This window comes from Candidatus Nitrosocosmicus sp. FF01, from assembly GCF_047711275.1.
Lineage (GTDB): Archaea > Thermoproteota > Nitrososphaeria > Nitrososphaerales > Nitrososphaeraceae > Nitrosocosmicus.
Map to the genome: position 1 here is coordinate 758,808 of NZ_JBLNIG010000002.1, position 26,199 is coordinate 785,006.

A 26,199-nucleotide genomic window follows, 5' to 3' on the forward strand; every position below is an offset into this window, starting at 1 on the left:
ATGTCCAGTAATAATTGTCCCTTTGTGAGGCCAGATCTGCAAAAATAGATCGGTAAATTATTTTTTGAAACCGTGTCTAACCTATACTTTTAAGATTAATATTTAACAATAGCTGGGAATTCTTCACCTGCATACATGATTATAATATATACTGAATATTAACAGGTGAAATGGTCAACACAGATTCATCCTTATCAGATTTAAATCTAGAATCCAGTATGAAAGCTAATCGAGCTGAGAGTGGTTCTGGGTGGTCAGAAATAGACGAATGGGGCCCCGAAAAAGTATTGCAGGTATACGATCCTGACACGGGTATGCAGGGGGTTTTGGTTATCGATAATACATCCACAGGTCCTGGTAAAGGAGGAATAAGGTTTGCAGAAAGTGTTAATCCTACAGAGATATTCAGGCTAGCAAGAACAATGACTTGGAAATGTGCCTCAGCAGGACTACCATTTGGTGGCGCAAAAGGAGGAATTATAGCGAATCCAAGTAATGTAAACAAAGTAGAATGGGTGAAATCCTTTGCTAAAATGATAAGCCCCTATTGTCCTTCACAATATATTGCTGCCACTGATGTAGGCACAACCGAATTGGACATGGCAGTATTTGCTCATGAGATAGGAGACATGCGTGCATGTACGGGCAAGCCACAGGAACTTGGAGGCATTCCTCACGAACTCGGAACAACTGGATATGGAGTCAGTGTTGCCCTCAGAACCACATTAGATTTTCTAAAAGATATAAAACGTAAAGGATTACCTGTATCATCCAAGCCTCTACTTAATCTCATAAACAGCTTTGATACAAAAAATAAAGATATCAGAGTAGTTATTCAAGGATTTGGTAACGTTGGTTCGTTTACTGCAAAGTTTCTAGATGATATTGGTATAAAAGTTATAGGCGTTAGTGATGTTTCGGGATTTGTATTTGAGGAAAAAGGTTTGAATATTCCTCAACTGATGAACGATATGAGAGACAAGTCTAAGTTAAGTGATCTTTCAGTATATAGCAAACAGGGCGATCAACAAGAGCACCATTATGAAATCTCGGACAAAGACGAAATTTTTAATGTTGATTCGGATATTTTTATTCCTGCGGCAATGACTGGTGTTATTAATGATGAGACTGCCCCCAAGTTATTGAAACATGATGTAAAGGTCATTGTGGAGGGAGCAAATATTCCTACCACTCCATCGGCCGATCAGCGTTTGGTAGATAATCATGTTCTGATCATCCCGGATTTTCTTGCAAATTCTGGTGGGGTAATAGGATCATTTGTCGAATATCAGGGTAGAACGGAAAAAGAAGCCTTTGACCTGATAGAATACAAAATTACAAATAATGTCAAGAAGGCACTTTATAATTCGCTCTTAATAGAAGATCCGGGTGGCGATACTTCACAGTTTGATGTAAGAAAGGTTGCGATGGAAACAGCAAAACAAATAGTGTATAGGGCAATGCTGTTGAGAAAGGGAGCAATTAGTGTTGCAAGAGAAGCTTATGCAAGAAAGGAGCGAGCAATTTACTAGGTTTTGAATAAATAACTAAATAAAATCGACAATAAGGGTTTATCCGCCTATTTATGATCTAATCATTTGATAAAATCTTAGGCGGGTCTCAGCGTCACAAAAGTCTTTTATCTGTAATCTATATCTAAGGTATTGTAATTAATCAAATTATAATGCCTGTATTTCACAAGCAATACTTAATTTATTTTAAGGATTTTCCAAGCTATTGTTATACTCAGTTATCTATTACGATTACGAGATTGCAGGTTCTAAAGCATTATAAACAATGGTTAAAGTTACGTTCTGCTGACTCGAGACCAAATTATAGCAAAAGAGATCATATCTGGACTTTTATCTAAGAAATTCTGTAATCATAGTATTATAATGAAATGATGCTTCGAAAAAAAAGATAAAGAACGTTGATTAGACATTATTGTCTGACTTGATCATGGATCGATAGTTATAGGATTCTGTTGCTTCTCAGTTAAGAGGCCTTTCCAGTACGTTGGCAGGTTCTGCACCCAACCATCGTAAACATTAGGAATTGCCAATACGCCCTGACCTCCTGTCCCTTCTAGATCTGTTATTTCATCATCTACTTTTGTATCGTTTGAAGCAACAAGTGAAAGCTTTCCCGCAATCGATGCATCCACTGGATTTCCATCACCGTTTGGGTCCCCATCTACTACTATAGCCTCATTTGAAAAAGTACTTGAAACATATGCGTAATATCCGCCACCTTTCTTGGCACCGAAATTAACTCCATGGCATCCGGGGTCACAGGGTAACTCTTTTACTATTTGATCTGTGTCAGTATCCAGTATTGTGATTGTTCCGCCGGTATTAGCTGTTACCATGTATTGACCATCCGGGCTGACAGGGGTCTGTATTGGAAGAAAACCTACTGGTCCAGTTGTATTACCCGTAATTGGATCATAATTTGCAAGTAGATTAATTTTCTTGATTAGCGTAGCATTAGCAGTATTTATGATACTCATAGTACTATCAAAAAAGTCGGCTACATATGATTTGCTACCATCTGGCATCATTCCGACAGCTACAGGAGAGACACCCGTCTTTACTTTTCCTACTATTTTGTCTTGCATCATATCATATATGGTTGTGGTTCCAGTAAGTGCATCTGGAGTTACCATGAACCTGTCATCCGAACTCATCCAATGGCCATGTGGATGAGTTGAAGGGGCAGCTGGGGATTGTAACAAGATGTAATTTGTGAGATTAAAGCCCGGATTAGATGATACCACCGTAACACCATCTTCACCGTTTAATGCTATATACAGTTCATCTGATTTCGTTCCAGTCATTACGTGTGAGGGATCGTCACCAACTTGTAAGTCCTTTACGAGGTGACCAGTTGTGCGGTCAAATATGGTTGTCCTGTTGTCAAACCACTGGGTTTGGTAGATGAGGTCTTGGTTCTTGTCTGTCCACATATTGTGGGGATTATTCATGTTGATTTCAGGAAGTGAAACCTTCTTACTTACACTCCATGTAGTACCATTAATTGCAGTAGCAGTTCCAGGTTTAGTCTTGCCAGCAGTTTTTTCAAATTGTGTATCAATCCAAATTTCTCCTACTGCAGGAACGGTCGGATTTGACAAAGGAGCCAAAGTAATGTTTTGTCCATATGTCTTTTCTAATACATCTTTGACATTAACGACAGTCCCATTTGTTACTCTGACATCTACATCAGGATATGAAACATGCCATGGTTGGGAGACATTTGTATAATCCTGCCAGTTTGATGGTGATGTTGCGATGAAGAATGTCTTTAACAACTTTAGGGCCAATTCACTATTTGTAGGAATTGTAGCTCCATTTACCAGAGTAAGCTCTTCGCCTAGGTCCAGTCCCTCTGTATCCGGATCATCAACTATGACCGCAGCTAGCATAAATGGATGGAGACTGCATGCAAATACATACAGACCTGGTTCCTCCAAGGCGACAATGGCTCCCCCTTTATACGCCATCATTTGGCTAAATGGCATGTGGCTAGCGTTCTTAGGATTTATTATGCTAGTTACAGTGTGAACTCCGTTTGTACTATCCATCATGAAATTAACTGTTCCTGATTTGTTAATTATTGCTAAAGATTCACTTCCAGTATTTGATATATCTCCCTTTAGATTCTTAAACCATTTTGCTGGCTCATCGCTAACAGAAAACGATGCGAAATTGTGATAGGGAGAAGCACCGGGGATACTATTTTGAACTCTTGTATCGTTACTCAACGTTGTATTTGCAGGAAGTATTCTAAATGTAGACATCATGCCTGCTTCCATATGAGAGAAGACATGACAATGATATTGCCAGTCTCCTGGTCCTACACCATCACCTGCATCTATGACAAATACATGGGTCTTACCCGGATGTATTTCTTTTACATCAATGATATTACTAGTACCCGGATCGACCCATCTATGAGCGTGAAGATGAAATGTATGAGAGTGACCATTGGGATTGGATGACGGGCCTATTCCAACAATGTGGAAGCGAATCTTTTGATTCTCTTCTGCCACTGGTACTGGGTTTGTCCACAGAGGAGTTTGAGTACCATTCTTAGCAATTTCCATTCCCCAAAAGGTGGACCCTACCATGAATAGTAACACTTCCTTATCCAATTCATCAGTAGATATAGAAGTGATATTTCCGTTTATTAGCGCCTCTATCATTTTGTCTTGTGGATTTACGATTACTACACCGTAAAGTCCTCTGTCACCTAATTCGTCATCTTGATATACGTATGTTCCGGGATTAGATGCAACAAAATCTTCTCGAGTAATATTCCCATCCAGATGGTTAATCGTCACATGAGCACTATCACCTTCGCTTATCACTATAGCAGGTCCAGGAATAGTGGCTATAGTGCTATAGTTATTTGTGATATTTAATTTAGTGCCATTAGATTGATTAACCATATGTTGAATCATCTTATATGCTGGCTCTCCATCTGGAAGTACCTGCTCTTGTATCACTATATCATGTACGTCTGAACTTGAATTTAGAAGCGGGTTTCTGTAAGCTGTATTTGACGAAACTTTCGATGATAATGTGTCAAATACCTTGCCGTCATTGTTATTTGTCTGAGTTATTGGAATAAATGATTCAGTTCCTTTTGCTACCCCTACAGATGTTATTGTCGAAGTAAAAATTAACGATGCTATAACTGCCGCAAAAAGAATATTTGTTTTCTTTATCCATCTATTATGATTATTATAATAGTTGTGTATCATTTCAAAATGCCTCCCTATTGATTGAATTCTCAGTTGCTTGTTCACCTACAGAATTGGTTACTACAAAATTCCCCTTCATACCCCCAAGAAGGTTAATTGTCGAATTGTCATAGTAGCTTGAATTTTTGTTTGCTTCAATAGTAAAAACATGGTTTGCAAGAGGGCCTATTACGTGAGATTTGATGACTTTATTTGTTCCCGGACTAAGCCATTCGATATTATCCATTGTGAAATTGTGAAACTCGTTTCCTATCGATTGAATGTTAAATCTAACGATGCTGTTACTGGGTGCAGTTAATGTCGGATTAGTTCCTAATTGTGTATGCTTTCCGCCCTTTGAATAATCTATTTCAGTTCCCCAAAACACATCGTCGTTAACATATAAAATATAGTCTTTGTAAATATCGCTTACATTTACTTGTTTTGGAACACCATTAATCAAAGCATTTACTTTTCCATCAGAGGGATTTATTATTATACTTGAAAAAAGCCCCACTGTTTCAAGGCCATCCATGCTCTTCCCTAAAACGTTTCTCCCGATGGTGTGATCATGAAAAGGCCATGAACCAGCCGTTCCATTTGCAGCATCCCATTCGAAAGTAAATGGTTTTGTGGGAGAAGCGGCCTGATCAGAAACCTTGTTTAATTCCTTTAATGTCCCATCGCTAGTTATTTTATAATGAGCACCATGGGTATGAACACCTGGAAAACCCCATCCCATTTCATTAACTAAAGTTATGATTACCTCATCACCCTCATTTACTATGATGGTAGGTCCAGGAATAGTGGTCTCGTTTGTATAGTTTGAAGTGATATCGATAGTTTCATTACTGGCAACATCTCGAACTAAATAACTGTTAAGATTATAGGCAATTCTATCGTCGCTTAGTTCATCCACGCCGATCTCAATTTCATGGGATCTCACATGATGGTTTTCTTGTTCTATTTTTGGATTAGATTGAGCAAATACATTAGCAGCACTATTTGTCGGTATGGAATTTGCAACAATCAAACCAACCGCAAGTGCTGTTACTATACTTTTCAATTTAATTAGATTGTATACATACAATAACCTGATCGAATAAATAATAAAACGGTGTTATATAATAGATCGGTATCGGATGCAAACCTCCGTAATTACTAGCAAACATTTGTGCACACAAACAAAAAAATTTAGATCGTTGCTGTATTCCTGTTCTGCTTTAATATTATAGGTGATGGTGGCACTGGATCAAAATAATCAATAATGGATTGTTTAAGTATGTCCTTATGATATACTTCAAGATAGTTATTGGAACCTACGACTGACAATTACTAAATAGCCCTTTGAAATATTATTGTTATTTTAATAAATACCATGTAACACAAGTGATTGCAATTGCTTAATACGCAATCCTTAGTTTAGAAACCTTATTATAGGAATAATCCTAACTAATTATACCTGCCTGTTTAGCAGCTTGAGCAAAACCGTTTACATACTCATACCAAAACACAAGTGATTGCAAATACGATGGTTTGCCAAATTAAGCCAACAGAACGAAGATTCATGCATGGGTGATGGGATATAATTCAATAACTCCTAGTACTTTCAACAAATCAAAGATATTCTATTGTATTCCATCACTCATTTATTTTGACGACAATTTCTAACAGGGATACACCTTTCCTATAGAAAATAAAATACTAAGGGGAAACAACATAACTGTTATTCTTGAAGAAAACAGAAATTGTGTCCCTAGTTATGCAGCTTCTGACATAATTTATTTTGATGATTGCATACGTTTGCAACACAAACGTCATGTTTATCTTATTTAATAATCAAAAGTTCCTATGCCAATAGATCCAGACTTTCCAAAAAACCACCAACCTATGGGTAGACATCAGCATACGGATAAGGAACATTATCACTTCGTATGGGGACCGGGAAGACCTGATGCGGAATCCGCCACTAATAGAGAGGTACAGGATGCGTACAAAGCTAGAGGAGAGGAGTATGTTCCTCTGGGTATTCATGGAACCATGGTAGCAGTCGACTGGGACTCATGTGTAGCAGATGGAGCATGTATTGAAGCATGTCCTGTACAAGTATTTCAATGGTACAGAACAGAAAATGATATTCCTGGTATTGAAATGATGAATGCTACTAGTGAGGGCAACGGGGAAAACCAAGACAGAGAAGGCAGAAAGGATTATACGGACAAATCCGATCCGATCAGAGAACATGATTGTATCTGGTGTATGGCTTGTGTATCTGTCTGTCCCCCTCAGGCTATTAAAGTGGATCAATCTAATTTGGAATTCCATGAAAGAGAATCTGGAACATTTAATGAGGCCCTATCCAAAGGAAGTGCACCTCCTCCACATAGTCATTAAATGCTCGAGATACTTTTCCTACAGATGAGGTTATGAATAATGATTATAGTAATAGCTAAATTTCCAACAGTATATTATGGCCGAGAAGAGGAATTTAAAAAATGGTTCGAGTGGTCAAATAATCTCTTAAAGGAAACGCCTGGGTTGATTTCAAGAAAACTTGCAAAAGACAGAAATCAAAACTACATTGCAATAGTCGAATTTGATTCTTTTGATTCTTTTAAAACTATGCATTCAAGCAACAAACATAAAATAATTCATGAGAGAACCTCCTCGCTATTTAGTGGAATACCCAAACCAGAATTCTTCGAGATAATAAACACAATATCTGGATTGTAAATCGATTTTTTGAGCAAAAAAATAAAGTCTTGTCAATCATCATAAAAAGATTAAGAGGAAGAATGGCGATTCTAATTACCTTATCTGCTTGGCTTTCCTTCCAAGTTCAATTACTAATATCAGAGTTTAAAATATGTTAACCCGTGTCTATAATCAATCGTAAATACTATTCAATTATTTCATCCAGTTCTGTTCTTCTAAATAATTTATTAATCTGAGCATTTCCTTTATCCTGATTTCTCCACCCACTTGATTTTTACATGCTTCATAGTGCTTTAGTAGGCCTTTGTCTTCTTCTTCAGACAGCAAATTGCCCGATTCTATCAAATCAAAGAATTTGTCCTCTTTCCCGGTATGATCATCAATGAAGACCGCATATGATTTTAGGAATCTTGCCACCGGTTCGTTTAGTTTGCTCTCATTATATGGTAACACTTTGTTGTCCTCTTTCCCGCGATTTTCTTTTAATACATTTATTTCTCTTCTCAACATTTTTGCTATCCTTCTTCCTAACTCATGTTCGATCAAGAACTTACGAACATCTTCCGCAAGACCGTCTTTTACTTTTGTTTCTGGAAAGTATGCTGTTTCTTCTTTACCGTGATGAAAGTTATCCACAAACTCTTCTATAATTACAGATATGATTTCAACATGTTCCAAGGGAACTTTTTTATTTGCATATAAATTCTCCGAACATTTCTGCGCAATATTTCTTACTCTTCTTATTGTTATATGATCGTTTTTCAGATTTTTGGTAGAACTCAAATGACTTTGTTAATTGAATTATGGTTTTTATCTTTTATTTTTCTAGATCTGGCCGAACTGATTCACTTTTCTGTGAAAAAATTGCAAAGGAAGCAATTTTATCTTGATATATTTAATTATTTCAAAGAAAAGTATTATATGGTTAAGTAGAATATTAAATTAAATTTATTGATGAAATTTTTCAAAGCAATATTATTCACAGCTATAGTGTTAACCACGCTTATATCTATAGGATATATTTCCAGTACTGTAATTGCCTCTCAATCTAATCTTTCTGGTCTTAAAAGCGCTTTTGGACCCGTTATTGGATTGAGTGTAAATGACACCGGAAATGTAGATTGGCTAATGTCTGGGACTTGGAGATCATTATTAACTGGAGATCCAACTGGCGATCTTATTTTATCGAACCAGTCTTCAGGAGCGTTTACTGCTGCAATCGAGATGATAAAACCCGACGGTACTGCTAGACATACTCATGCTCTAACAGATTTTGTTGTAACCGACAGAACACAAAATGCTGATAATAATTCTACTATTATTAATGGTACTTCTACTATAAGCTTGCTAGAGGGTCCTGCAGTTGCTATTCCTACCACAATTGAAAGATCAAATAACTGGAATGTTTTTATAATAATGATCGATCCCGAAAGCGTTGATTATCATTTTGGCAAATCGCCATACATATATGGCATCAGTGCCAATCCTGAATTTATGAAAGGTCTCCATTCTCCACGATAGAATTGGTCAATCCTAAGTAAAAAAATATTCATCTTTTAATTTTTCTTAATAATGTATTTTGAACCTGTTTCAAGAAGTACTAAGTGCACTTGTCATGCATCTAATATTGCCTCATCTTATCTACTTGTGGTTAGAAAAATCTATCATTCGGACCTTGATTAGTAATATTATTGGAATTAATTCTACCTGAAGAGATATAATGTATTTCTAATGCTTTTTCTATCATCCTCATTTGCAATATTATTGATGGGTCATTATGGATAGTTTCACAACATATTGAGAAGGTGGTCCACAACCTGGGGGACTAACGGTTCCTGAATAAGTATTTACTTGACTGTTTTCTCCATTAAAGGCAGTTATATTTCTCAAGGATTCAGAAGATAATTCAAACATGTCTATGAATACAACGCCGTTACATCCTCTCGGAATCAACGCAGGTGATATTGAGCTAATAATATTTGTACCTTGGACTAAATTTGTAACATTATAAGACGGTTCCATTAGTTGAATTAGCGTATCTCTAAGACTGATTAATGTATAGGATGCTGTGCCATCTTCCTTGTCTAATCCTAGTATGTATACTTTGAGAGTATCATTTTCATTATTAATTGAAAACGGACCAATTCTTAGATCTGTAGTTATGTTAGAACCATATCCTCGAGTTCCCAAATATTTAGTTGCAGCTAAAGGTGTTTCATCGTTCTTTTGTCCGCTTACGCCTACATACAAAAGATCCGACACAGGGGATCGAGGTATATTAATAAATACATTTTCCATTGAAACATAAATCGTTAGAGGACCGTGAACAGCGGGATCGTATTTGGTTAACATATTGATGGGATAAACATTATCCGATCCTGTTGCCTGCAGAATCTGATTCAGGGTTATATTGTTCTTCGATTTGTCGATAAAAAGTTCGAAATTGACAATTCCGCTCTTCATGTTGTTCGACAAAGGAGAATCGATCCATTTTCCAGTTATTCTGCTAAAGTTATCCTCTAACATTCCACTAAAAATATTTTTTATTGTGCCTGATGTATTATCTGGGGCTGTAGTACCAAAAATCCAAACAGTGTTGTTTATTTGTATGATATTATAAAGAGCCTGTTTGTCTGAAATGTAAATACCACTAATATCGACACTATTGTTAATTGGCGATTGTGCATTTGCATATTCTACAACAGTGATAAAGGAAATTGAAAGAAAAACAATGATAGGACAATAGATAATAACTTTCCTCATATTTTTTAACATATGTTAGAATATTACAAGTATGATTTAAATTTAAATCTAAATCATGATAATAAATATAGCTAAAAGTCAAATCTTAAGACAGATCCAGGATCTTGTTTGTTGTTTATTTTTTTTTAAGATAAAGGATGTTTCTCTATAATGTATGTCGCTCTTAATTCCCTAGATATTTGAAGATTAAAATCGGCTTTTTAGTCTGATGAGATACATTATGAGCAACCATCCATATAATGACTTTTTTGATTTTTCCGGTTCCCCTTCTTTCAATAATCAAAACATTGCCATCCTGTTTTTTTACATATTCCATTATTATGTGTAAAACATCAATTTCATTTTACTAATGCTGGTTCATGCTTTACTTTTAATTTTCTTGATTTCGAGTCGACTCAAATTTTCTCTTATTCTTTTTCCAATTAATTCATTACCGAGTCGACAACACTTTGCTGTAGAACATAGACAGCTGGAGAGATTTCTAATACATTTAGAAATAACAGTCAATTTTGATCCTAATTTGAAGGTTAAAAATAGTCCATGTTTTAATCTAAATGGAGTTATCAGATCCATCTATCGAAACTAGAATTTTAGTGTAAATCATCTAGAGGATGACTACAATCAACAAATTGATATTTGAAACATTTAATCGGCATAACTGAATTCGGATCAGATGATGAATGCTTCATATCAATTTAAATTTTGATTTGTAAACTTGACAATTTGTCTATTCTCGTCACTTTACGTCACTTTGAAGTAAAAAATGTTTGAAATCACGATATATTTATTTTGAGGCTACAAACCTTATCGTGTTCCTTTGCTATTTAATACAATGACATGTGAAAAAGACTATATTGTTTTCAAAATACTTGATTCTTTAGACAGCGAAAGCAAGGACTTGATAAAGGAAAATACGAGATGTGAACTCTTTATGAGATATATTGTAAAAGTGGTTACTGATGTGTCGATGGATAACAGAAGGGTCAAATACTGTTTATACATTTGCTAACAAATATTAAATTCTTTCAGTAGTGCATTGATTAAGATATCTCATATGTTATACACAGAAGTTAAATTAAATTTCCTTTTTTTACTGGTCTTAAAATCATTCAATACTAAATATTGAACACTTCTAGAACCTTATAAGATAGAGCGAGCCCAAAATATAGTAATACCATTTAATTTATGCTATTATCAAATTTGATTATAATATATGCTACAATGACAATGCGTTTATAAATATTGATCAAATTTTTATTAGCTATTTAAGGTTTGAAGACTAACTAATTCCTATGAGTAGCGGGAACAATGATTATTATGATGATTGGTTTAGAAGATTTTTTAACAGAAGCAATAGATTTGGATATGGTGGATTTAGTGATAGCGATTTTTTTGATATGAATCCCTTCAGGGATTTTGAGGATATACGTTCACAGATGCAAAAAATGTTTGACCAGTTTGACGATTCTAATAGTGATACATCTTCGAAAGAGCTAGTAAAAGAATATCAAACACCTGATGGTTCTAAAGTCCGACAGGTAGGTCCAATAGTATATGGTTATTCAATGACCATTGGGCCTGATGGTAAACCAAGGATACAAGAATTTGGAAATGTGAGGCCTTCCGAAAGGGGATTTGAAATAAATAGCAGAACCAGACCGCGGTTGTCTAATGAGACAGAACCATTAGTTGATATCGACACTACGGGAGACCAAATTACAGTCGTTTTAGAAATACCAGGCGTAAAGAAAGAGGATATAAAAATAAATGCTACCGAGGATTCGGTTGAAGTAAAGTCTACAGATCCTAAAAGAAGATATCATAAGAACATGAAATTACCTAACAGTATCGATATTGAGAGTGTTAAAACTAAATTCAATAATGGGATTCTCGAAATAACGTTTAACAAAAAGAAAGAAGCAATCTCAAAGGCAAAAGAGATAAAGATAGATTAGTATATCACCATATTTTTGGTAAATAATGGCGAACGTGATAATTCGTATGCCAGTCCTGTTCCAATTATTATTAAGGTAAATGTTATTGCGTTAACACCCTCTGCATCTATTAGCGCCTCCGTCATACTAGGGTTTCCAACAAATGTTCGAAATATTCCTTGCGGTACACCAACTTTATCAATGTTTTTTCAATTTCTATACTCCAATGCATTGTAGAACTTGCTGGTTTTAAGACAACAATATTTCCAACCATTAACAAGGGGATCGCAAATCTCAATACCTGCCAGTAAGGAAAATTCCATGGCATTAAACTTCCTATCACACCAAGTGGTTCAAATGTTATTGTGCTCTTTCTAGCATCTGTATTGATTACCTCACCATTTGAAAATATTTTTCCCATTATCTGCAAAATATTCTATCGCCCAAGCACATTTTTCTACCTCTGACTTGGACTCTTTAATCGCTTTTCCCATTTCGAGTGTGGCAGTCTTGGCTAGGTTTTCTTTATTTTCTCTAAATTCTTTAGCAAAAGCATAGGAAATATGCATGTTTATCTGGATCTATTTTCCACTCTAAAAAATACAGTTCTTGATTTTTTTTACCAAGTCGTTTGATTGATCTTTGTTAATTGATTCATACTCGTTTAGAATTTCTTCTTTAGCTGGATTGCCTGTCTTTATTTTATGATTATTATCCACTGTTGACAATGAATAAAATATACCACCATACCTTATTGACTTACCCCATGTAATTATTGACCTGGTATAATTTAGGAAAATGAAGCACGAAAACATTCATTAAATTATCATATCGAGATACCTTTAATATCCACAGTTAATTGGCTAAGTTGAAAACTTTATGCTAGAAATATTATTAGTGGGGGAATAACATTATTTGGAACTTTGAATAACTTAAATTTAATGCATTTTATGAAATATAACAAAGTCATTGTTAAACCAGGTAAACGAGATGATAGTTACCGAGGCCATTTTAGAGTTTTTCAAAGTGGTTCAAACGAAAGATACCAAAATGAAAGGATTTATTGTAATGAATAGTTTAGAAGACCATTCTGAATCCATAGTCCTAACCTTTTGGGAAACTAAAAAAGATATGGATGAGTTCTATCAGAAAGATAATCGACTTTTATCAGATTTGGTAGAAAAACTCAAACCCTCTTTTGAAATAATGCCCGAAAGAAAAAGTTATCAAGTATCAGATTTTAAAATTTAGCCATTAACAAACCTGAAAATATCTTTGAATGGGTGAAATATATATTCACATATTATTGACATGATAAGTAGCAATTAGACACTAAGCAAAGTAATGAAATTGACGATTCTGGTTTACCCAGGTTAGCAGATATTTATACTATAAGTAGAAAATATTACTATGACAAGTATAAGTAGCGATAAAGGGATTCTTGGGATACACCATATCACAGCTATAGCAGGAAACCCCCAAAAAAATATTGACTTTTATACTAGTTTTTTAGGGTTACGCCTAGTAAAGCTAACGGTTAATTTTGATGATCCAACAACGTATCATTTCTATTACGGAGATGATATCGGAAGGCCAGGTACAATTCTGACTTTTTTTCCATGGCACACCATGCCAAAAGGATTTAGAGGAACTGGTCAAGTGATTACTACATCCTTTTTAATCCCCGAAAACTCTGTAGACTATTGGATTAACAGACTAAAAAGCCGAGGGATTAGTTATACCGGTCCAATAAAAAGATTCGCTGATGAAAACGATGACGGGGATGAACAAGTAATTACGCTTTATGATCCAGATGGTCTGGAAATAGAACTTGTTGCACACAAGTTTGCTGAAGAAAGAAACAAACATGTTTGGAAAAATGGTCCTGTTCCTCTAGAATATGCCACTAGAGGATTTTATTCAGCGACCCTATCCTTAGAAGGATATGAGCGTACGGCTGATCTCTTAACTGAAAACATGGGTTTTTCAAATACAAAGAGAGAGGGAAACAGGTTCCGATTTGAAATCAAAGACAAAGAAAAAAGAATTGATAATTTCTACGGTAACAAGGAAAAAAGAGAACTTGATCTTTTAGATTCTGTGTCTACTGTGGATCTCGTATGTCTGCCCGATACTCGTCAAGGCTCTATGGGAGTAGGCAGTGTTCATCATATTGCATGGCGCACCCCCACTGACGAAAGCCAATTAGATATACGTAAAAGAATAGTCAGTTCGGGTCTTGATGCTACCCCTGTAATTGATAGAAGATATTTTCATTCGGTGTATTTTAGAGAACCCGGAGGTATTTTATTTGAAATAGCAACTGATCCTCCTGGTTTTATGGTAGACCAAAAAGAGGAGGATTTGGGACAAAAGCTCTTGCTACCTCAATGGTTAGAGCCTGACCGCAATTATCTTGAGAAAGTGCTTCCTAAGATTAGCACACCGTCACTTGATAAATTCATTAATTCTTCTTCATCATCTTCGTCTTTTAATCAAACTAGTAATATTTAGGTAGTGGGAGAAAATGAAGGACCTAGATTTTAAACACCGTTTTATCCCCTCCTCGTCACAGCAGGAGTATATTGCGGATAATTCTAATCGTGCTTATACCCAAAAAGACAATCAATCAAATTCATTAACTTTATTGTTGCTTCATGGCACAGGTGGAAATGAAGATGATTTGATACAAGTTGGTCAAATGATATCTTCCACTGCATCATTGTTAAGCCCCAGAGGAAAAGTCTTGGAAAATGGAATGCCTAGATTTTTTAGACGACTTTCGGAAGGCGTATTTGATTTAGATGACCTTGAACTCAGGACCAAAGAACTATCAGATTTTGTTAAAGATGCATCAAATATTTACCGTTTTGATATAAACAAAATAGTAGCAGTAGGTTTTTCTAATGGTGCAAATATAGCAACAAGTCTTCTTCTCTCGTATCCAGAAACACTAAGGGGTGCAATCTTATTTAGGGCAATGGTTCCTTTTATACCAGATTCTCCACCCAATCTATGCGACAAGCAAGTTCTTTTATCTGCAGGGATGTTCGATCCTATAGTATCAGAAAGTCAAACACAAAACCTTTTTGATCTACTCGAAAAAAGTGGAGCAAATGTGACTTTGAAATGGCAGCAATCAGGTCATAATCTTACGGAGTCAGATATCCTGTATTCAAAGGAATGGTTAGCTCGAAACTTTAAATAATTATTACTGACGTTCCAGTTTCTTCGATCCCACTTTGCAGTCGTTGCTGCCGCTATGTATATGATTTGAAGAACGTTAATAAATAGGGAATCAGGCGTATTTGACTTTTGGACCGCCTCGTATGGTAAAATAAAATCGTGCAAATTCGAATAATAAAACACCACTTCTGGTAGGATCACGAAATTCTTAAACAAGTCATCAGGTTCGGGATAAGCATAATTCTTTACTATAATCTTTCTGTATGTACGATGGTATTGAGCCTACCCATACCTATCTAAAAGGTCAGTACGTGAATCAATTCTGATCTTTTGAAGAATGATCCAATTTTATATTTTGCTCTTGTAAATCCATGTTCTAACCGATGTCTAATCTTATCACTACCTCTGTGTCTTGTTATCGGCAATTTTTATACTCTCCTAGTTTACTATGATTGATATGTATCCACATATTTAAGAGGTTTAGAATGTAGATGTTGATTAGGCATCGTTTTGATCTATCTACTGTGTAGTTGAGTTACCTCCTACATACTTGAATGCTATAAGAGCTCCTGGGCTCCATAGAGTTGTTGTCGCGGTAATTGGACCTTCTTTCATAACTTGTACTGGACCTGCCATATCTGTGATTCTATAGACAGTGCTCCCATCAGGACTAAATGCAATATCTCGATAACGATTCTCTGAGCGGAAAAGTTCCTCAGGTTGACCTGATACTGCCGTACCGTTATCGTCGAGCGCTATTTTGAATATCTTGCCGGCCTTAAGAGTTGTCATAAATAAGTTATTTTCCCACCCTGGAATGACATCCGATGTGTAAAGGCGCAAGCTTGAGGGTGCAACGGTTGGGTAGCATGTAGATATCAACTCACCACATGTCTTGGCTGCCTCTGTGAAGTTAAAGTCTTTATCTACCGTGTAGAATGTTTGGATTGGTGGGACGAAATTTGTTGCGTTAAATTCGGTCTCGTTTTGTACAGTCACGCCAGCAGGTGCAGGTGCAACGTCATTAAATGTCAACTCATTACAGTTCTCTGCAGCAGACCAGTTATAGTACTGGTATGCCTTGTCGTCAATAAAGCCAGAAACATAGGGCCATCCATAGTTACCACCAGCTACAAGGCGGTTAACTTCGTCATCAGAATTATCCCCATGCTCGGCAACATATACATCACCTGTGGGACCTACTGCTATACCTTGGGCATTACGGTGACCATATGTGTAGATGTGACTTTGGACTCCGTTAATGACGGGGTTATCTTCAGGAATTGAGCCATCTGGATTCACTCGAAGTACCTTGCCTTCATACATGCTCCAATTCTTTGCTGCTACCTCTTCAGTGGTCGGAAGGTGTTGTGCCATATTATTCAAACATACTAAAGCCAACTGGTTTTTGCCTTGATCACCTATAGTGTAGTATAGCATACCATCGGGTCCAAATGTCATGCGTCCAGAGTTATGATCACCGCTTCCTGAAAGACCACTAATTAGATCTTGTGGCTCACTAATATTATGAGTAGTTGGGTCGTATGTGAAACGTGTAATTTTGGTCTTGAGTTCAGGCGTTCCTTCTACTTCAGTTCCATTACTTCTGTCTGGTTCTTCCTCATAGGTATAGGCAACGTAAATATGATGTGTGTTATTAAAGTCAGGATCAAATGCCATTCCCAAAACGCCATCCTGACCCTGAGACTGATTAACGTTAGGGATGGGCATTGTACTTAGTTTTGTACCATTGGTTGGATCAATTCGTACGATATCCTTTCCTACCCGCTCTGTAATCCAGAGTGTATCGTCAGGACCAAACAGAAGATTTAAAGGTGCACTAAGATTTCGTGCTAATACATTTACCAAGAAACTTTTAAATTATTATATTGGTTATCCTTTACCCAATCCATATTCTTTTGCTTATGTTTGAATCACTTGATAGATACCCACTATCAAACAACGACCCTAAATCCTGTTTTTTGCAAAAACCTTTTGTTAACAATGTCAATATACAATCAGATTTTTCGATGTCCTATACTATGGTGTTAATATAAAACCTGGTACTACTATAGTCCGCTAATCTTTTATTAGTAATTATTTCTTTTTGTTTACTACATTATCGTCTTCATTACTATCTTTTGAATCTGGCTTACTGTTTGCAGTATACACAAGAATATGGAATAGATGTAGAGCAACCCCTTTGTCCATGTTGATCTTAATTTGTCTAAGGGATTCAATTAAGTATGAAAACTGTATGCTTAATGAGTTAAGAAGTCGCAATGACGTTATGGTCAATTCATTTATCATTTTAAACTGAGAGTTTAATTGATCAGTCTCTACCTTGAGTTTATCACGATATGATCTTTGTTTGTTAACTTCAAAATTGATACTTCCCATCCTTCTTAGTTCATTTATTAGTGCTTTCCAGTAGTATGTTCTTTTTATGGTTTCATTACCTTTATGATTGATGTTTATCTTATTTTGATTCTGAAAATTAGGATCAAAGATAATACTCCCTTCTATAAAAGATGATACAATACTGTTCATTTCAATAATATCATTATTGGTAACTCCATGTAAATAGAGATATTGTAATGTTGTAGCAACAGCGTATTGAGACAGTAGATACCCTTTGTACTTTGGAACTTCTTCCTCTAATTTTTTCTTCTTTAGTTCTAATTCATTAATCTTGGTTTCAAATCCAAGTTTATTATCATATTGACTTTCCACATCGTAGAGGAATTTTCTCATCGCATTTACTGTGCTTATATTATTGGCTACGGATATCTCCATAGTAATATTCCATAGTTTTTTAAGTTCTTTAAGTCCCCAACCCAGTTTAGTTAATTCTTCGTAGGCTATTAAAGACTGACTGACGTAACCTCTCCTCTCCTCTAAGGATTCCATATCTCTTGCTAATTGCTCCTTGAGTAGAAAACTTGAGTCAATACTACTTTTAATAATTTTAATTTCATCCCTCAGTGATTCTATTTGCTTGTAGTCACTTATTATTTGGAGAACGTCATAATTATAAAATCTAAAGTCATTAATTATTTTAGCAAAGTTTTTGAATTCTTCCTCTATTCTTATGTGGTAGTTATTGGACAAAGCAATTTTTAAGGTATTAAACCATGAGAGATAAGTCAAAGCAAAGGTCTCTTTATTTTTTAGCTTCATAATGTTGGACATCACTACACTTTTTTGTTCTTCATGACTGTTTATTTCCTCAAGTAATTTCTTTTTACGAGATGCCAATTTCTTTAATTCAATCCTTTTTTGTTCTATATAGCCATTGATTTGAGAGATGAATGGTATTTGTAATTCGTTGGTAACGAGGTAGTCATCGTTTCTTTCACTGTCAAATCCTTTTTTGTCGGTGTCAAATCTTGCAAATTCAATAGGTTTGTTTACTACGGCATTATTACTATCGTAATCTCGTAATTGATCACTCTTTTCTATTAATATTGAATTAACTTCAAATAAATCTTGCATCCATTTGATTATGAACGAAGGTTTGATCCTAAAACGTTTACAATTATTATAAAGCTCTCCTAGAAAGTAATAAAAATTATCTTTAGATGTGTAATTGTTGTGTGCAAATTCAATTCCTCCAGCTTCATTCTGGGTATTGTTGATACTTTTTCTAATTGTATCGTTTAGAATGGTTTCCGAACCTATTTCAAAATCTGGATCATAACTGGAATCCACTTCATCTGTAATTCCAAAATTAGAAAGTATCTGAATGAACCTAAAGCTTTGAGCACATTGCCTAATGGTAATTTCTGATTTTCTGAGCAAAACGGAAAATTCCCTTATTTCATCAATATCAGGAGCCTCTATCCGGCTTTTCCAGTCCTTGATAATGTTAAAGACATTTCCTTTTGAAATAGCATTCTCCTTAGCCAACTGGTCAAAAGATTTACCATTGAGATATCCTCTAACTACTAATTTTTTTGTAGAATTTGAAGTGCTCATATATATACCCTAGTATACACGAACTTAATAATGTTCAAAAAACCGTTCAAATTGTTCATTTATACGACTGTAGTGTTCAAATATTTGTAAGTTCTATATTGAGCATAGTATGTAACTAGGTATAATGACTATACCTTGTTTTAATTTATGAGGCGACTCCATCAATACTGATAAATCCCCTGCCCGTCTAATTCTTTACAGTCTAAAAAATAATTTGTTTATCTAAGGGATATATCATAATCAACATATTTTTTCCTTTGTTTTATATATTCACTGTAGGTAAATTAGATTTTTTACTTGGAAAATCGCTTGTGATTATTTTTGATAATGTTGTTTGTTTTTTCTTCTCCTTCCTTTATCGCATTCTTAATTGTCTGGGGCGAAAAATCGGCATTCTCAGTTATATGGGGATTTGACTCCTCGCGTTTCACATGGTAAATTTCTTTTATTTCGGCACCATGTTCCTGTTTGTATACTTTATATTTTTGACGTATTCTTTTGAGTCGTTTTTCATCTATTTGTAATTTATCAACATTATTTTCTAAGGTCTGATAAAGCTCTTCAATATAATCCAAATATCTTGATATTACTTTTGACATTTGTATATTGTGTTCTGTTTTATCCGAAAACATGATGTCACGGGCCCTGTGATAAACTTCGGGCAAATTTTCCGGCAGACTGTCAATGTTCTTTGGATAATTTTCTACGATGAATATTCTTTTATCTCTTACTGGAGTAGCTGCTATAACCTCCCTTAATGGAGTGTTACTAAGTAGGCTACCATCCCATGCAAAAACTCCGTCTTTTACTTTTATCCAATGAAAGTTATATAATGGATATGCAGATGTAGCGAGGATATGTTTTGGTGTTATTTGTTCTTTATAACTATCAAATGTTAATGGTCGAGCAGTCATAACATTTACCGCAGTTAAAATCAAGCGTATATTCGAATTTCCACCAGGCTTTAATTTGTCATAGTCAACATACTTTTCCAAGGTTTTTTCTAAAGGTGAATGATCGTACAAATAGGTCCATTTTTGTGGTGAAAAATATTCTGGATCTTTTAAAGCGCACTCTGGTGCCCATCTGGGGATAAACATTTTGTCATTTCCAAAAATGACTGAACTGTAAAAGGATTTTATTTGTTTTACCTTTGTCTCCATTTCAATTCTATTCAAAGAATAGTTTTCCTTTACTCCTGCTAGGGTCGCAGATAAAAGGGAATCAAAGGGGTAATAGTTATACATGGAAGGTATTTGCAATGTTTTCATATACCAGTTCCAAGCTGAAAATGGCGAAAGCTTATCGATATCCACAAAGCCCTCGGATAGTTCCATCCAAAACTCCTCTAAAGTTTGATCTATATTTTCCTGCTTTTTACTGCCAGCTATAATTGCAGCATTTACTCCGCCAATGGAAGTGCCTGCAATCACATCTAAACTGATATTATTTTTTACAAGAGCTTTGTAGACTCCGCACCCAAAAGCACCTAGAGAGCCCCCGCCTTGAAGTATCAATACATTTTCGAGGGTGTTATCAGACATAATCAAATATTCTCTCCTTGAACATGTACTTACTTGATATTACTTTATTGTTGCTTGTCATTTCTTGCTGTCACTCTACATGATGGTTGTGAATCAATTGATCATAAAATCTGACTGATTTTATATTTACAAATTCAAGCATGCCGTACCTTGATAGCTCCCTTCCATAACCACTCTTTTTTAATCCGCCAAAAGGTACTCTGGGATCGGAAGCGACAACATTATTTACAGATACAATGCCTGACTCGATAACACTTGAAAGCCTTTCTGCCTTGTCTAAATCTTGAGTCCATATACTTGCTCCTAGGCCATATTCTGAATCATTGGCAATTCTTATCGCTTCTGTATTATCACTGGCTATGATAATCGGAGCAACTGGACCGAATACTTCCTCTTGGGCAATAGACATTTCGGGTTTGATATTCCTAAGTATTGTAGGCTTGTAAAAATATCCTTTTTTTCCTATCTGTTCTCCCCCTGTCAGAACTTCCGCACCTTCTTTAATTGAGGTTTTAACCTGCGAATCTATTTTCTTTAGGCCACTGGCATTTACAAGAGGACCTATATCAGTATTGTCAGATAGGGGATTTCCCACATTAAGCGATTCAGTTTTTTTAACGAATTTTTCAATGAATTCGTTAGCAATTTCATTTACTACGATAAACCGCTTTGAAGCTATGCAACTTTGACCACAATTTATGAATCGTCCTTTAATGGCGCCGTCAGATGCTTTCTCAATATCGGCATCATTGCATACTATGAAGGGATCACTTCCTCCCAACTCTAATACCGTTTTCTTTACTCGAGATGCGGCCCTTTGTGCAACCTTTGCACCTATCGGAACACTCCCTGTAAATGTTACGGCGTCAATTTCCGAATCGATTAGTGACTCTGCAATACTTGAGTCGCCTATCAGTGTTTGAAACACTCCTTCTGGTATCCCAGTTCTGTCGAAAGCATTTTCTATATTGATCCCACATTGCATAGTAGCGCTAGATGGTTTTAACATAATTGTATTACCAACCATTAGTGAAGGTGCTGCAAACCTTAATGCTTGCCAGTAAGGAAAGTTCCACGGCATTATGCTGCCTATTACTCCGATCGGCTGAAATTTTATCACAGTTTTCCTTGCGTCTGTATTTATGATTTCATCCGTTGAGAGGATCTGTCCATTATCAGCGTAATACTCCATTACCCAAGCACACTTTTCAACTTCCGATCTAGCTTCTTTTATTGGCTTACCCATTTCATTTGTAGCTGTCCTAGCCAGGTTTTCTTTATCTTTTCGTAATTCATTAGCAAAAGCATGGAGAAAATCTGTTCTCTTATTTGCATCTTTTTTCCACTCTTGAAATGCAGCTTTGGATCTCTTAACTTTGTCATTTATCTGATCATTGGTAATAATTTTGTATTGATTGATTACATCTTCTGTTGCGGGATTTATTGTCTCAAATTCCATAACTGCGGATGGCAACGAATCTTTCATGGTTTGATCACACCCCTACCTATAATTTTGCCCTCTTTTAGCATCGTCAAAGCCTGTGTACTCTCCTCAAGTTTGAAGCGATTTGAAATTACCGGTTTTATTACTCCCCTTTCTGTTAATGAAACTAATTCTACCAAATCATTTATCGTTCCAGTGTATGATCCAATTAACCGGTATGCTCTTGTCGGTACGCTTACCAGTCCCAATTTTAATTCTCCGCCAAACAGTCCAACCAAAACTACCCTTGCCCTTCTTCTTAGAAATTCCATATCAGTCTCTACGGTTTTTGATGCATTGACAAAATCAATCACTGCATCTGCGCCAAGATTGTTTGTTAATTTCATTATTGCCTTAACGGGATCTTCTTTTTTTGAATTGATTACATCATTTGCACCACTTTCTTTGGCAGTTTTTAATTTGTCGTCGTCAATATCAAGCGCAATTATTCTAGCTCCTGTAACTGCTCTTGCTAATTGTATGGCCATCAATCCCAATCCACCTGTGCCGACAATCACAACATTGTCACTTGGTTTTAACTTGGCGTTCTTAACTGCTCCGTATGCAGTAAGCGCTGAACATGACAAAGTTGCAGCTGCGTCCATGTCCAATTCATCACTTATTTTTACTAGATATTTGTAACTTGGTACTAAAACGTACTCTGAATATCCTCCATCTAAATATATGCCCAGTGATCTCGGTTTATCGCAAAGATTTTCTTCACCACTTCTACAAGCAGGGCATAAACCTTCACCTATCCAGGGATACACAATAACTTTTTCATTTTTACTGAATCCTTCGGCTTGATCTCCTAGATCTTCCACCATACCAGATATTTCGTGACCTGGAGTCAAAGGATATTTTACACCTCTATCTGTTGTTTTCAGGAGTTGCCCATCAAGCCCTTCATAACCTCCATCCCACAAATGAATATCGCTATGGCAGACTCCAGAAGAATTTACTTTAACGAGAACCTGTGGTCCCATAGGTTTAGGAATGTCGAGTTGTTGTACTTCCAAAGGTTCGTGTGTTCTAGTAATTCTTGCAGATTTCATATTAGTATTAGGCGGTTACTGCATATAAAGAATGATCAATATAAATGGCGAAATTAAAAGATATATTGAGATTATTTTTTTAATAATAGATACTTTTGGTAATAGTTACTCAATTGTTTTATTCGTCCAGTATATGTTAAAAATAATATACTTGGCTTATTATTATTCCATAAATGGATTCATTTTTGGCTTATGTGCCATTAATCTCTCTTATAGTAGTTGCTGGGCTATTTGTTGTAGCGATAGTAAATTTTTCACTTGTAAGAAAAAATATGCATAAACAAAGTGAACAATGGATGAAAAACTCGAAAATACAAAGTGAACAGCAGATTTATTCTAGAATAATGGATGCGAGGCTCAAACTTGAAAACACCGAATCATTTACCAAGATGGCAAAGGAAAGTCCCATTTTTGCAGATCGATTTTCTTTAGTCGATAGTCCAGACGAATATTATATAATAGTGGCATTCTTAGACTTGTTTGAATTCTTATTTTCACTTAATAAAAGAGATATGATTGATTCCGATGTATGGTTTCGCTGGAGAGGTCTTGCGAAAACAATAATGACTATACCAAAATTTAAGAAAGTGTGGGATAAGACAAACGATGTTCACTCTGTCGAATTTAGAAATTTCATGAATTCCCTGTAAATATCAATTTTCTGACATCAAACAGCAAAACAACCTCCTCTCTTTCTCTCCTATCCTATATTTAACTGGAGACAGGTTTTCTATCTTATTGATCATTTAGTTTAGATATCTAATTAACAGGTAATTTCAATATTGATTTTATTTGTATCAACTAAGAACTAATAGTAATTTTGTCTATTATACAAAAATCTCTTCAAAAGTAAAATTATCGTTTTAACCTTAGAAAGATATGCTAATCGCCAATAACTAAGGCAAATTATGAAAATATAAAAAATTGTTTGGATCAAAATGGAGAAGTAATGCATAGGCTAGACGATAATGAAAGTATTTAACTGCATAAACATAATGTGACATTCGATGATAATTCAAAAAAATTATCATTGATGCAGGGACAGAGACTATTGGATAGATGTCGACAAGGTTTCTTACTATTGGATACACAAAGAAGGTTTTAGTTAAGACTAATATTTTTTCTCGTCATTTCCATTTGAAATAATAAGATGCAAGTAAACTACGATCAAATCATGTAGTATCACTAGGTTCAACACGAATACCCTAATCAACTAAATAGGAACTATTTCACGTCAAAAGAGTATCACGAGATGAGAGATAAAGTTTCAATAGAGAGAAACATTCCTGTGTCAGAGACGAGTGGAGGTATGATATCTCTTTTGGTTAAAGAAAGAGATGATTGTAAGGTCGCGCTAATAAGTAAACCTATTATATCTTGTATAATTCACAAAATGCCTTTTGAATTAAATTCTTTTATTCAATATTATTTTTGTTGTCCATCGGATTTTTTTTGTATATGAAATCTAGAAATTAATATCAATAGGTGCTTAATGCCATCAAGATCATTGATTACGGATATCCACACTTTGGATCTCTTATTGTGTAATTTTGTTACTCTTGATAGCTTTATTTGCCTTCTCTTCTCCTTCCCTTATAGCATTTTTGATTGTTTCAGGTCTAAAGTCTGCATTCTCATAAAGGTGAGGATGGTGTTCATCTCTAGTTATATAATAAATTTCTTTTATTTCGGCACCATGTTCCTGTTTATATTTTCTATACTTGCGACGTATTCGTTTGAGCTGTTTTTCGTCTACATGTATTTTATCAATATTATTTTCTACTATCTGATAGAGCTCCTCCATGTAATTTAGGTACATGGATATTACTTTTGACATTCTTACATTGTGCTTGGATTTATCAGAAAACATGATATCGCGGGTCCTGTGATAGACATCCGGCAAATTTTCTGGAAGTTTATCTATTCGTGGAGGATAATTTTCTACCAAACATATCATTTTATCTTTTACTGGCGAAGCTGCTATAACCTCCCTTAATGGAGTGTTACTAAGTAGGCTACCATCCCATGCATATATTCCATCTTCGACTTCTACCCAACGAAAATTGTATAGTGGATATGCAGATGTAGCGAGGATATGTTTTGGGGTTATTTGTTCTTTATAACTATCAAATGTTAATGGTTCTGCAGTCAAAACATTTACAGCAGTTAAAATTAAACGCATTTTAGGATTTCCACCAGGCTTTAATTTGTCATAGTCAACATACTTTTCCAAGGTTTTTATCTAAAGGTGAAGTGATCGTACAAATAGGTCCATTTTTGTGGCTTGAAATACTCCTGATCTGTCAAGATATAATCCGAAGACCATCTGGGGATAAACATTTTATCATTTCCAAAAATGGCTGAACTGTAAAAAGATTTGAGTTGGTCTATTTTAATTTTCTGTTCATTTACCTTGGTACTGACATTGTATTTAATATCCGATCCTTTCGTTAGGTTTGTTGGTATCGATTTTATAAAATCATAATCGGGAAAAAAATTTTGTGCCATTAATCTGGGCCAATAACTAAAAAATCCGCGTTTATCTAAATCTACAAAGCTATCAGATAATTCCATCCAAAAATTTTCCAATAGTTCTTCTGCACGTTCTTTGTTTTTAGTTCCAGCTATTATTGCCGCATTAATACCGCCGATAGAGGTCCCTGCAATTATGTCGATATTGATATTATTTTTTACCAGGGCTTTATAGACTCCACACCCAAAGGCGCCCAGAGACCCCCCTCCTTGGAGCAATAATACGTTTTCAAGATTCTTGGTCATATGTTATAATCTACTTACT

General features: G+C 35.4%; 26 protein-coding genes. 9 read left to right on the forward strand and 17 right to left on the reverse strand.

The features are described from left to right. Positions 1–170 precede the first annotated feature (170 nt). Positions 171–1,532: a Glu/Leu/Phe/Val family dehydrogenase gene (locus ACMT7R_RS09490; protein WP_415311457.1), complete on the forward strand. Its 1,362-nt coding sequence runs from the start codon at positions 171–173 to the stop codon at positions 1,530–1,532. 425 nt (positions 1,533–1,957) lie between these two features. Here ACMT7R_RS09490 and ACMT7R_RS09495 read toward each other — a convergent pair whose 3' ends face one another. Further along, complete coding sequence (locus ACMT7R_RS09495; RefSeq protein ID WP_415311459.1) at positions 1,958–4,765, reverse strand: multicopper oxidase domain-containing protein; 2,808 nt, start codon at positions 4,763–4,765, stop codon at positions 1,958–1,960. A gap of 1 nt (position 4,766) precedes the next feature. Then, entirely contained in the window at positions 4,767–5,810 is a 1,044-nt protein-coding gene (locus tag ACMT7R_RS09500) for a multicopper oxidase domain-containing protein (RefSeq protein ID WP_415311460.1), read from the reverse strand. A gap of 785 nt (positions 5,811–6,595) precedes the next feature. Here ACMT7R_RS09500 and ACMT7R_RS09505 point away from each other — a divergent pair. Both ACMT7R_RS09505 and ACMT7R_RS09510 read left to right on the forward strand, forming a co-directional pair. Next, on the forward strand, positions 6,596–7,138 hold the full coding sequence (locus tag ACMT7R_RS09505; RefSeq protein WP_415311462.1) for a ferredoxin family protein: 543 nt from the start codon (positions 6,596–6,598) through the stop codon (positions 7,136–7,138). Positions 7,139–7,177: 39 nt separating this feature from the next. Then, complete coding sequence (locus ACMT7R_RS09510) at positions 7,178–7,477, forward strand: antibiotic biosynthesis monooxygenase family protein (protein WP_415311463.1); 300 nt, start codon at positions 7,178–7,180, stop codon at positions 7,475–7,477. Positions 7,478–7,651: 174 nt separating this feature from the next. On the opposite strand, the gene ACMT7R_RS09515 is transcribed toward ACMT7R_RS09510, so the two are convergent. Next, on the reverse strand, positions 7,652–8,242 hold the full coding sequence (locus ACMT7R_RS09515; protein WP_415311465.1) for a hemerythrin domain-containing protein: 591 nt from the start codon (positions 8,240–8,242) through the stop codon (positions 7,652–7,654). 171 nt (positions 8,243–8,413) lie between these two features. Here ACMT7R_RS09515 and ACMT7R_RS09520 point away from each other — a divergent pair, with 171 nt between their 5' ends. Continuing rightward, on the forward strand, positions 8,414–8,980 hold the full coding sequence (locus ACMT7R_RS09520; protein WP_415311467.1) for a hypothetical protein: 567 nt from the start codon (positions 8,414–8,416) through the stop codon (positions 8,978–8,980). A 240-nt stretch (positions 8,981–9,220) separates the two neighbouring features. On the opposite strand, the gene ACMT7R_RS09525 is transcribed toward ACMT7R_RS09520, so the two are convergent. After that, complete coding sequence (locus tag ACMT7R_RS09525) at positions 9,221–10,234, reverse strand: hypothetical protein (RefSeq protein ID WP_415311468.1); 1,014 nt, start codon at positions 10,232–10,234, stop codon at positions 9,221–9,223. Positions 10,235–11,514: 1,280 nt separating this feature from the next. Here ACMT7R_RS09525 and hsp20 point away from each other — a divergent pair. After that, on the forward strand, positions 11,515–12,177 hold the full coding sequence (hsp20, locus tag ACMT7R_RS09530; protein WP_415311470.1) for an archaeal heat shock protein Hsp20: 663 nt from the start codon (positions 11,515–11,517) through the stop codon (positions 12,175–12,177). Here hsp20 and ACMT7R_RS09535 read toward each other — a convergent pair. The 4 genes from ACMT7R_RS09535 to ACMT7R_RS09550 are packed head-to-tail and all read right to left on the reverse strand — an operon-like array spanning position 12,174 to position 12,884. After that, positions 12,174–12,302 carry a hypothetical protein gene (locus tag ACMT7R_RS09535; RefSeq protein ID WP_415311471.1) on the reverse strand — a complete coding sequence of 43 codons (129 nt, stop codon included), beginning with the start codon at positions 12,300–12,302 and terminating at the stop codon, positions 12,174–12,176. The genes hsp20 and ACMT7R_RS09535 overlap by 4 nt on opposite strands. Further along, positions 12,299–12,577 carry an aldehyde dehydrogenase family protein gene (locus ACMT7R_RS09540; protein WP_415311472.1) on the reverse strand — a complete coding sequence of 93 codons (279 nt, stop codon included), beginning with the start codon at positions 12,575–12,577 and terminating at the stop codon, positions 12,299–12,301. The genes ACMT7R_RS09535 and ACMT7R_RS09540 overlap by 4 nt, the downstream gene beginning before the upstream one ends. Continuing rightward, positions 12,552–12,725: an aldehyde dehydrogenase family protein gene (locus ACMT7R_RS09545; RefSeq protein WP_415311474.1), complete on the reverse strand. Its 174-nt coding sequence runs from the start codon at positions 12,723–12,725 to the stop codon at positions 12,552–12,554. Before ACMT7R_RS09545 ends, ACMT7R_RS09540 begins: the two co-directional genes overlap by 26 nt. Before the next feature lie 24 nt (positions 12,726–12,749). After that, entirely contained in the window at positions 12,750–12,884 is a 135-nt protein-coding gene (locus tag ACMT7R_RS09550) for a hypothetical protein (protein WP_415311475.1), read from the reverse strand. A 262-nt stretch (positions 12,885–13,146) separates the two neighbouring features. On the opposite strand from ACMT7R_RS09550, the gene ACMT7R_RS09555 reads away from it, so the two are divergent. From ACMT7R_RS09555 to ACMT7R_RS09565, 3 genes are all read left to right on the forward strand, one after another. After that, positions 13,147–13,407, forward strand: coding sequence for a hypothetical protein (locus ACMT7R_RS09555; RefSeq protein WP_415311476.1), 261 nt, complete (start codon positions 13,147–13,149; stop codon positions 13,405–13,407). A 159-nt stretch (positions 13,408–13,566) separates the two neighbouring features. Then, positions 13,567–14,670 (forward strand): ring-cleaving dioxygenase, encoded by a 1,104-nt coding sequence (locus ACMT7R_RS09560; protein ID WP_415311477.1) that lies wholly within the window; start codon positions 13,567–13,569, stop codon positions 14,668–14,670. Between the two features lie 13 nt (positions 14,671–14,683). Continuing rightward, entirely contained in the window at positions 14,684–15,364 is a 681-nt protein-coding gene (locus tag ACMT7R_RS09565) for an alpha/beta hydrolase (RefSeq protein ID WP_415311479.1), read from the forward strand. On the opposite strand, the gene ACMT7R_RS09570 is transcribed toward ACMT7R_RS09565, so the two are convergent. From ACMT7R_RS09570 to ACMT7R_RS09600, 7 genes are all read right to left on the reverse strand, one after another. Further along, on the reverse strand, positions 15,301–15,597 hold the full coding sequence (locus ACMT7R_RS09570) for a DUF5996 family protein (protein WP_415311681.1): 297 nt from the start codon (positions 15,595–15,597) through the stop codon (positions 15,301–15,303). The two genes, ACMT7R_RS09565 and ACMT7R_RS09570, sit on opposite strands and share 64 nt — an antisense overlap. 41 nt (positions 15,598–15,638) lie before the next feature. Next, positions 15,639–15,767: a hypothetical protein gene (locus tag ACMT7R_RS09575; protein ID WP_415311480.1), complete on the reverse strand. Its 129-nt coding sequence runs from the start codon at positions 15,765–15,767 to the stop codon at positions 15,639–15,641. A gap of 94 nt (positions 15,768–15,861) precedes the next feature. Beyond that, entirely contained in the window at positions 15,862–17,211 is a 1,350-nt protein-coding gene (locus tag ACMT7R_RS09580; RefSeq protein WP_415311481.1) for a glucose/sorbosone family PQQ-dependent dehydrogenase, read from the reverse strand. A gap of 228 nt (positions 17,212–17,439) precedes the next feature. Continuing rightward, positions 17,440–19,320, reverse strand: coding sequence for a hypothetical protein (locus tag ACMT7R_RS09585; RefSeq protein ID WP_415311483.1), 1,881 nt, complete (start codon positions 19,318–19,320; stop codon positions 17,440–17,442). A 293-nt stretch (positions 19,321–19,613) separates the two neighbouring features. Next, a complete protein-coding gene (locus ACMT7R_RS09590) occupies positions 19,614–20,864 on the reverse strand; it encodes a patatin-like phospholipase family protein (protein WP_415311485.1) in 1,251 nt (416 codons plus the stop codon). A 70-nt stretch (positions 20,865–20,934) separates the two neighbouring features. Beyond that, positions 20,935–22,350 (reverse strand): NAD-dependent succinate-semialdehyde dehydrogenase, encoded by a 1,416-nt coding sequence (locus tag ACMT7R_RS09595; RefSeq protein WP_415311487.1) that lies wholly within the window; start codon positions 22,348–22,350, stop codon positions 20,935–20,937. Next, complete coding sequence (locus ACMT7R_RS09600; RefSeq protein ID WP_415311489.1) at positions 22,347–23,402, reverse strand: alcohol dehydrogenase; 1,056 nt, start codon at positions 23,400–23,402, stop codon at positions 22,347–22,349. Before ACMT7R_RS09600 ends, ACMT7R_RS09595 begins: the two co-directional genes overlap by 4 nt. A gap of 173 nt (positions 23,403–23,575) precedes the next feature. Between ACMT7R_RS09600 and ACMT7R_RS09605 the strand changes: the two genes are divergently transcribed. After that, positions 23,576–24,052: a hypothetical protein gene (locus tag ACMT7R_RS09605; RefSeq protein ID WP_415311491.1), complete on the forward strand. Its 477-nt coding sequence runs from the start codon at positions 23,576–23,578 to the stop codon at positions 24,050–24,052. An 887-nt stretch (positions 24,053–24,939) separates the two neighbouring features. Here ACMT7R_RS09605 and ACMT7R_RS09610 read toward each other — a convergent pair. Then, the gene (locus ACMT7R_RS09610; protein WP_415311493.1) at positions 24,940–25,635 is read right to left on the reverse strand and encodes a hypothetical protein; all 696 of its coding nucleotides are present in this window, start codon (positions 25,633–25,635) and stop codon (positions 24,940–24,942) included. A gap of 5 nt (positions 25,636–25,640) precedes the next feature. Continuing rightward, the gene (locus ACMT7R_RS09615) at positions 25,641–26,180 is read right to left on the reverse strand and encodes a patatin-like phospholipase family protein (RefSeq protein WP_415311495.1); all 540 of its coding nucleotides are present in this window, start codon (positions 26,178–26,180) and stop codon (positions 25,641–25,643) included. Between the last annotated feature and the right edge of the window lie 19 nt (positions 26,181–26,199).